This window comes from Azospira sp. MPR-E4 (genome assembly GCF_058809645.1).
This window is the reverse complement of sequence record NZ_JBXAST010000094.1, coordinates 1-5,789: the sequence shown is the minus strand read 5'-3', so window position 1 is coordinate 5,789 and position 5,789 is coordinate 1. Positions and strand designations below refer to the sequence as shown.

At 67.4% G+C, this 5,789-nt stretch carries 6 protein-coding genes; all 6 read right to left on the bottom strand.

Annotated features, from left to right (window positions below; all coding sequences use genetic code 11):
- A partial coding sequence (gene rsxC, locus AC1RTA_RS16230; protein WP_492785328.1) for an electron transport complex subunit RsxC occupies positions 1-1,741 on the bottom strand: 1,741 nt, incomplete at its 3' end.
- 3 nt (positions 1,742-1,744) lie between these two features.
- Complete coding sequence (gene rsxB, locus AC1RTA_RS16225) at positions 1,745-2,287, bottom strand: electron transport complex subunit RsxB (RefSeq protein ID WP_014237996.1); 543 nt, start codon at positions 2,285-2,287, stop codon at positions 1,745-1,747.
- Positions 2,287-2,871 (bottom strand): electron transport complex subunit RsxA, encoded by a 585-nt coding sequence (gene rsxA, locus AC1RTA_RS16220; protein WP_130459282.1) that lies wholly within the window; start codon positions 2,869-2,871, stop codon positions 2,287-2,289. Before rsxA ends, rsxB begins: the two co-directional genes overlap by 1 nt.
- 101 nt (positions 2,872-2,972) lie before the next feature.
- Positions 2,973-4,007 carry a quinone-dependent dihydroorotate dehydrogenase gene (locus tag AC1RTA_RS16215; protein WP_492785327.1) on the bottom strand — a complete coding sequence of 345 codons (1,035 nt, stop codon included), beginning with the start codon at positions 4,005-4,007 and terminating at the stop codon, positions 2,973-2,975.
- Positions 4,008-4,255: 248 nt separating this feature from the next.
- Positions 4,256-5,029 carry an arginyltransferase gene (locus tag AC1RTA_RS16210; RefSeq protein WP_492785326.1) on the bottom strand — a complete coding sequence of 258 codons (774 nt, stop codon included), beginning with the start codon at positions 5,027-5,029 and terminating at the stop codon, positions 4,256-4,258.
- A 5-nt stretch (positions 5,030-5,034) separates the two neighbouring features.
- Positions 5,035-5,751 (bottom strand): leucyl/phenylalanyl-tRNA--protein transferase, encoded by a 717-nt coding sequence (gene aat / locus AC1RTA_RS16205; RefSeq protein WP_152088991.1) that lies wholly within the window; start codon positions 5,749-5,751, stop codon positions 5,035-5,037.
- Positions 5,752-5,789: the final 38 nt, after the last annotated feature.

The window sequence follows — 5,789 nt, the reverse complement described above, 5'->3', positions numbered from 1 at the left end:
GGGCGGCCTCGGCGGGATGGGCTTCGGGGTGGGCCAGTTCGGTCTTGGCGATGTCCCGCAGGCGGGCGCGGCGGGCCTCGATGTCGGCCACTTCCTGCTGCTGGGCGGGGGCCAGATCGTCCGTATTCTGGGGCTGGGCCTGGGCGCGCTGGGCCTTGGCCCGTTCCATGGCGGCGGCGATGGCGGCCTTCTTGGCGGCAGCGGCGGCCTCTTCCGGACTCTGGGCGGCCGGCGCCGCAGCGGCTTCGGCCGGGGCGCCGCCTTCGGCAGCAGCGGCAGCAGCGGCTTCGGCGGCCTTCTTGGCGGCTTGGGCAGCGGCGGCCTTGGCCAGCTTCTCGGCCTTTTCCTGCTTTTCCCGCTCGTCCCGGAGCTGCTTGAATTCGAAACGGGTCTTGGCGCCGTCGGCCGCCTTCTTGTCCCGTTCCCGAGCCCAGATCTCGCTCTTGGCGAAACGGAAGTACTGCACCAGGGGAATGCGGGAAGGGCAGACGAAGGAGCAGCAGCCGCACTCGATGCAGTCGAAGATGTTGTATTCCTGGGTCTTGCCGAAATTCTTGGCCCGGGCGAACCAGTACATCTCGAAGGGCTGCAGTTCGTGGGGGCAGACCTGGGCGCAGGAGCCGCAGCGGATGCAGGGCATCTCCGGCGCCTTGGGCGGGAACAGGGCCGGCGAATGGGCGATCAGGCAGTTGGTGGCCTTGACCACCGGCGCCTTGGCCTCGGGCACCAGGAAGCCCATCATGGGGCCGCCCATGATGATGCCGTCGGTGTTGGCCTTGGGGCCGGCGATGGCCAGCAGTTCGTCCATGGGGGTGCCGATCAGCACTTCGTAGTTGCGCGGCTCGGCCACGTTGCCGGTGAGGGTCACCAGGCGGGAGATGACCGGCTCGCCGTGGCCCAGGGCGCGCCAGGCGGTGTAGGCGGTGGCCACGTTGAAGCACTGCACACCCATGTCGGTGGAGCGCTTGTTGGCGGGCACTTCCTTGCCGGTGAGGACGCGGATCAGCTGCTTGGCGCCGCCGGCCGGGTACAGGGTGGGCACGCTGACGACCTGGAAGTCCTCGCCCGCGGTCTGCACGGCCTGGGCCATGGCGGCGGCGGCTTCCGGCTTGTTGTCCTCGATGCCGATGAGGACCTTCTTCGGCTGCAGCAGGTCGCGGAAGATGGCGATGCCCTTGACCACCTCGGCCGCCCGTTCCCGCATCAGCAGGTCGTCGCAGGTGATGTAGGGCTCGCATTCGGCGCCGTTGATCACCAGCTCTTCCATGGGCACGCTGCGGGAAGCCTGGGTCTTGGCGTGGGAGGGGAACACGGCCCCGCCCAGACCCACCACGCCCATGTCACGCAGCAGTTCGCGCACCTGTTCCGGGGTCAGGGTCTTGTAATCGACGACCTGTCGCTCGATCCAGCGGTCCTCGCCATCCGGCTCGATGACGACGCAGTCGGTGAGCAGGCCGGAGGGGTGGGCGGCGGCGTACATGCCCACTTCCCGCACGGTGCCGGAGGTGGGGGCGTGCACGGCGGCGGAGATCCAGCCATCGGCCTCGCCGATCATCTGGCCCTTCAGCACCTTGTCGCCCACCTGCACCAGGGGCCGGGGCGTACCGCCGATGCTCTGGTGCAGGGGCACGGCCACCACGGAGGGCAGGGGCGCCTTGGCGATGGGCAGGGTGACGGACTGGGCCTTGTTGGTGGCCGGCTTGACGCCTCCCTTGAACTTGAACAGCTGCATCAGGCCCATGGCTTAGGCGACCCTCTTCAATTCGACGACCGGGTATTTCCACTTCCACGTATCCACCGTTTCCTGGATCGGCTCCATGGTGATGCATTCCACCGGGCAGGGCGGCAGGCACAGCTCGCAGCCGGTGCACAGGGATTCGACGATGGTGTGCATCTGCTTGGCGGCGCCGACGATGGCATCCACCGGGCAGGCCTGGATGCACAGGGTGCAGCCGATGCAGGTGTTCTCGTCGATGAGGGCCACCTGGGGCGGCTTCTCCACCCCGTCCAGGGGCTTGGCTTCCCGGCCCAGCAGATCGGCCAGCTTGCCCACCCCCTCGGCACCGCCGGGGGGGCACAGGTTGATGTCGGCCTCGCCCTTGGCGATGGCTTCGGCGTAGGGCTTGCAGCCCGGGTAGCCGCACTGGCCGCACTGGGTCTGGGGCAGGATGGCTTCGATCTTGTCCACCAGGGGATCGCCGTCCACCTTGAACTTGACCGAGGCAAAGCCCAGGGCGGCGCCCAGGACGACGGCCCCCAGGGCCATGATGGCGATGGCGATGAGCATTATTGGTACTTGTCCAGGCCGGAGAAGCCCATGAAGGCCAGGCTCATGAGGCCGGCGGTGACCATGGCGATGGCGACGCCGCGGAAGTGAACCGGCACATCGGCCCCCTCGATGCGCTCCCGGATGCCGGCGAAGAGCACCAGCACCAGGGAGAAGCCGACGGCGGAGCCCATGCCGAAGAGCAGGGACTCGACGAAATCGTAGTGGTTGGCCACGTTGAGCAGGGGTACGCCGAGCACGGCACAGTTGGTGGTGATCAGGGGCAGGTAGATGCCCAGCACCTGATGCAGCACCGGGCTGGTCTTCTGGATCACCATTTCGGTCAGCTGCACGATGGCGGCGATGGTGACGATGAAGGAGAGGGTGCGCAGATACTCCAGGCCGAAAGGCATCAGGAGGTAATGGTCGATGATGTAGCTGGCCCCGGTGGCCACGGTCAGCACGAAAGTGGTGGCGGCCCCCATGCCGAAGGCGGTTTCCAGTTTCTTGGAAACGCCCATGAAGGGGCAGAGGCCGAGGATTTTCACCAGCACCACGTTGTTCACCAACACGGCGCCGATGACGATGAAGAGATAGTGGCTGATCATGGTCGGATTTTCAGGGGCGGTGCATTATCCCGCCGAACAACGTAAGGGGCAACCTTGGCGGCCCTGGGGGCATTGCCCGCCGGGCCGCCCCGGAGGGCTCAGCGGCCCATCCGGCAGAGGGTTTCCGCTGCCTCCCGGACCAGGTCCGGCCCCCGGTAGATGAAGCCGGAATAGATCTGCACCAGCTTGGCGCCGGCCTCGATTTTTTCCGCCGCATCGGCACCGGAAAGGATGCCGCCGACGCCGATGATGGGCACCTCGCCCTGGAGGGCGGTGGCCAGCTTGCGGATCACCTGGGTGGACAGGTCCCGCACCGGGGCACCGGAGAGGCCGCCGGCCTCGTTGCCGTAGCGGCAGCCTTCGACGCCGTTGCGGGAAAGGGTGGTGTTGGTGGCGATGACGCCATCCATGCGGTGCTGGCGCAACAGGTCGGCGATGGCCTGGATCTGGGCGTAGTCCAGATCCGGGGCGATCTTCAGGGCCAGGGGGGTGTGCTTGCCGTGCTTTTCCGCCAGGCGGGCCTGGGCCGCCTTCAGCTGGCGCAGCAGGTCGTCCAGGGCGTCATCCCGCTGCAGGTCGCGCAGGTTCTTGGTGTTGGGGCTGGAGATATTGACCGTGACGTAGCTGGCGGCGGCATACACCTTCTCCAGGCAGATCAGGTAGTCGTCGGCGGCTTTTTCGATGGGGGTGTCGAAGTTCTTGCCGATGTTGATGCCGAGGATGCCGCCGCACTTGGGGAACTGGGCCAGGGCCACGTTCTGCAGCAGGTGGTCCACCCCCTCGTTGTTGAAGCCCATGCGGTTGATGATGGCCTGCTTCTCCTCGATACGGAACAGGCGGGGCTTGGGGTTGCCCGGCTGGGGCCGGGGCGTGACGGTGCCCACTTCGAGGAAGCCGAAACCCATGGCGGCCATGCCGTCGATGCATTCGCCGTTCTTGTCCAGGCCGGCGGCCAGGCCCACCGGGTTGGGGAAACGGAGGCCCATGACCTCCACTGGGCATTCCGGCGCCTTCTTGCCCATGAGGCAGGACAGACCGGCAGCGTGGAGGGCGGCCAGGCCGTTGAGGCCGATGCCGTGGGCCTTCTCCGCATCCAGGGAGAAGAAGATTTTGCGGGCGAGTGAATAGAGCATGGGCGCGATTTTACCGCAATGCACCATGGACCGGTCTTGCGGCATATGACTAAAGGTAAGGGCGCAGTTTTACCACACCCCGAGAAGCATTCCTATCTGCGAGATTGAATTGCGTATCGTGAAACGTTGTCTGCAAGGCCCGTGCGGGAATTTACAGACACTGCTGTCGATGGCCGCGGCGTATATCTGGTGGTAGAGGCGCCGGGAATTGCAGGGGAAGATGCCAGTGCTGGGGGCGGCCTGAAGGTTCAGGGCCTGGGGCCCGCTTCTGCCTGGGCGGCGGCGATCGCCCCCAGTTCCTGCCATTCCCCGTCCACCAGCCCTTCCAGGGGCTTGAAGCGGATCTTGTAGGCCATCTTGCGGCTGGCGCCGATCCAGTAGCCCAGGTACAGGTGGGGCAGGCCCAGTTCCCGGCACTGCTGGATCTGCCACAGGATGTTGTAGGTGCCGTAGCTGGCGCCGGGCACGTCCGGGTCGTAGAAGGTGTAGACGGAGGAGAGGCCGTCGGTGAGCACGTCAATGACGCTGACCATGCGCACGGCGCCGCTCCCGGGTTCGAGGAATTCCACCAGCCGGGTGTCCACCCGGCTTTGCAGCAGGAAGTGGGCGTACTGCTCGTGGCTGTCCTGGTCCATGCCGCCGCCGGCGTGGCGGTTGGCCTGGTAGCGCTGGTACAGCTCGTAGTGGCTGGCGGCGAATTCCAGGGGCACTTCCCGGGCCACCAGGTTTTCGTGCTGGCGGGCCACCCGCCGCTGGGTCCGGTCCGGGGCGAAGCGCTGCACCGGGATGCGCGCCGGCACGCAGGCGCGGCAGGCATCGCACCAGGGACGGTAGGTGAACACGCCGCTGCGGCGGAAGCCGGCCCGCACCAGCTCGCTGTAGATTTCCGTGTTGATCAGGTGGGTGGGCGTGGCCACCTGGGAGCGGGCCTGCTGCTCCGGCAGGTAGCTGCAGCCGTAGGGCGAGGTGGCGTAGAACTGCAGCAGGGAAAAGGGCAGGGACGAGTCGTTGAGTTGGGACATGTCGGTCAGGCTGCGCTATGCCACAGGTGGCTTGCATCTGCCGCCGGCCAGGGGCCGGGGGCGGGCCCCGCGGCCACCAGGGCGTCGAGGCGGGCGATGAAATCGTCCCGGGGAATTTCCCGGGCGCCGAGGGAGGCCAGGTGGGCGGTGTGCATCTGGCAATCTACCATGCCGAATCCGAGCCTTTCCAGGTAACGGGCGAGATGGGCGACGGCGATCTTGGAGGCGTCGCTGCGCCAGGAGAACATGGATTCGCCGTAGAACATGCGTCCCAGGGCGATGCCGTAGAGGCCGCCGACCAGTTCGCCATCCACCCAGGTTTCGACCGAATGGGCCAGCCCAAGTTCATGCAGGCGGCGGTAGGCGGCCTGCATCTCCGGCACGATCCAGGTGCCGTGCTGGCCCCGCCGCGGCGTCTGGGCGCAGGCGGCGATGACCCGGGCGAAGGCCGTGTCCAGGCGCACCTCGTAGCCGCCCCGGCGCAGGGTCCGGCCGAGGGAGCGGGAAACCTTGAATTCGGCGGGGAACAGCACCATGCGCGGGTCCGGGCTCCACCACAGGATCGGCTCCCCGGGCGAATACCAGGGGAAGATGCCGCGCCGGTAGGCCGCCAGCAGGCGTTCCGGCGCCAGGTCGCCGCCTACGGCCAGCAGGCCGTTGGGCTCGCTGAGGGCGGTGGCGAGGGGCGGGAACTCGTGGGCGGCGGTGAGCCAGGGCAGCATGGGCGCTTTCAGCCGGAGGCAAGGTGGAAGGGCGGGCC

Bases quoted from the DNA above. Each gene is read 5' to 3' on its own strand.
- AC1RTA_RS16215 (WP_492785327.1), bottom strand. From the start codon at position 4,007: ATGCTCTATTCACTCGCCCGCAAAATCTTCTTCTCCCTGGATGCGGAG.
- aat (WP_152088991.1), bottom strand. From the start codon at position 5,751: ATGCTGCCCTGGCTCACCGCCGCCCACGAGTTCCCGCCCCTCGCCACC.
- AC1RTA_RS16210 (WP_492785326.1), bottom strand. From the start codon at position 5,029: ATGTCCCAACTCAACGACTCGTCCCTGCCCTTTTCCCTGCTGCAGTTC.
- rsxB (WP_014237996.1), bottom strand. From the start codon at position 2,287: ATGCTCATCGCCATCGCCATCATGGCCCTGGGGGCCGTCGTCCTGGGC.